This window comes from Peribacillus sp. SIMBA_075 (assembly GCF_046534585.1).
This window is the reverse complement of record NZ_JAWRYN010000861.1, coordinates 1-262: the sequence shown is the minus strand read 5'-3', so window position 1 is coordinate 262 and position 262 is coordinate 1. Positions and strand designations below refer to the sequence as shown.

At 35.1% G+C, this 262-nt stretch carries 1 protein-coding gene; it reads right to left on the bottom strand.

All coding sequences use genetic code 11. The features are described 5' to 3' along the window. Positions 1 to 137, bottom strand: a 137-nt coding sequence (locus tag SB775_RS30690; RefSeq protein ID WP_410865041.1) for a GntR family transcriptional regulator, incomplete at its 3' end; no start/stop codon positions are given. Positions 138 to 262: the final 125 nt, after the last annotated feature.

Genomic DNA, 262 nt, shown 5'->3' with positions numbered 1-262 from the left:
AGCTGCTTAGCTAAATCACGTACAGTCGGCAGCTTCTCCCCCTGCTGAAGCAGACCCGATTGAATGTGATCAACGATTGAAAAGTAAATCTGATTTGAAAGAGATGTATCTGAATGTCGATGGATATCAATATGCATGAGAATCCTCCAATGTATGCAAAATTGTTATACACTGTTTTAAATTGTTATAGTTATATTATAGCATATAAATCACGCTTAAAAGAGAAAAGGGCAACTTTTTAGCCGACATTCCTTTATATATA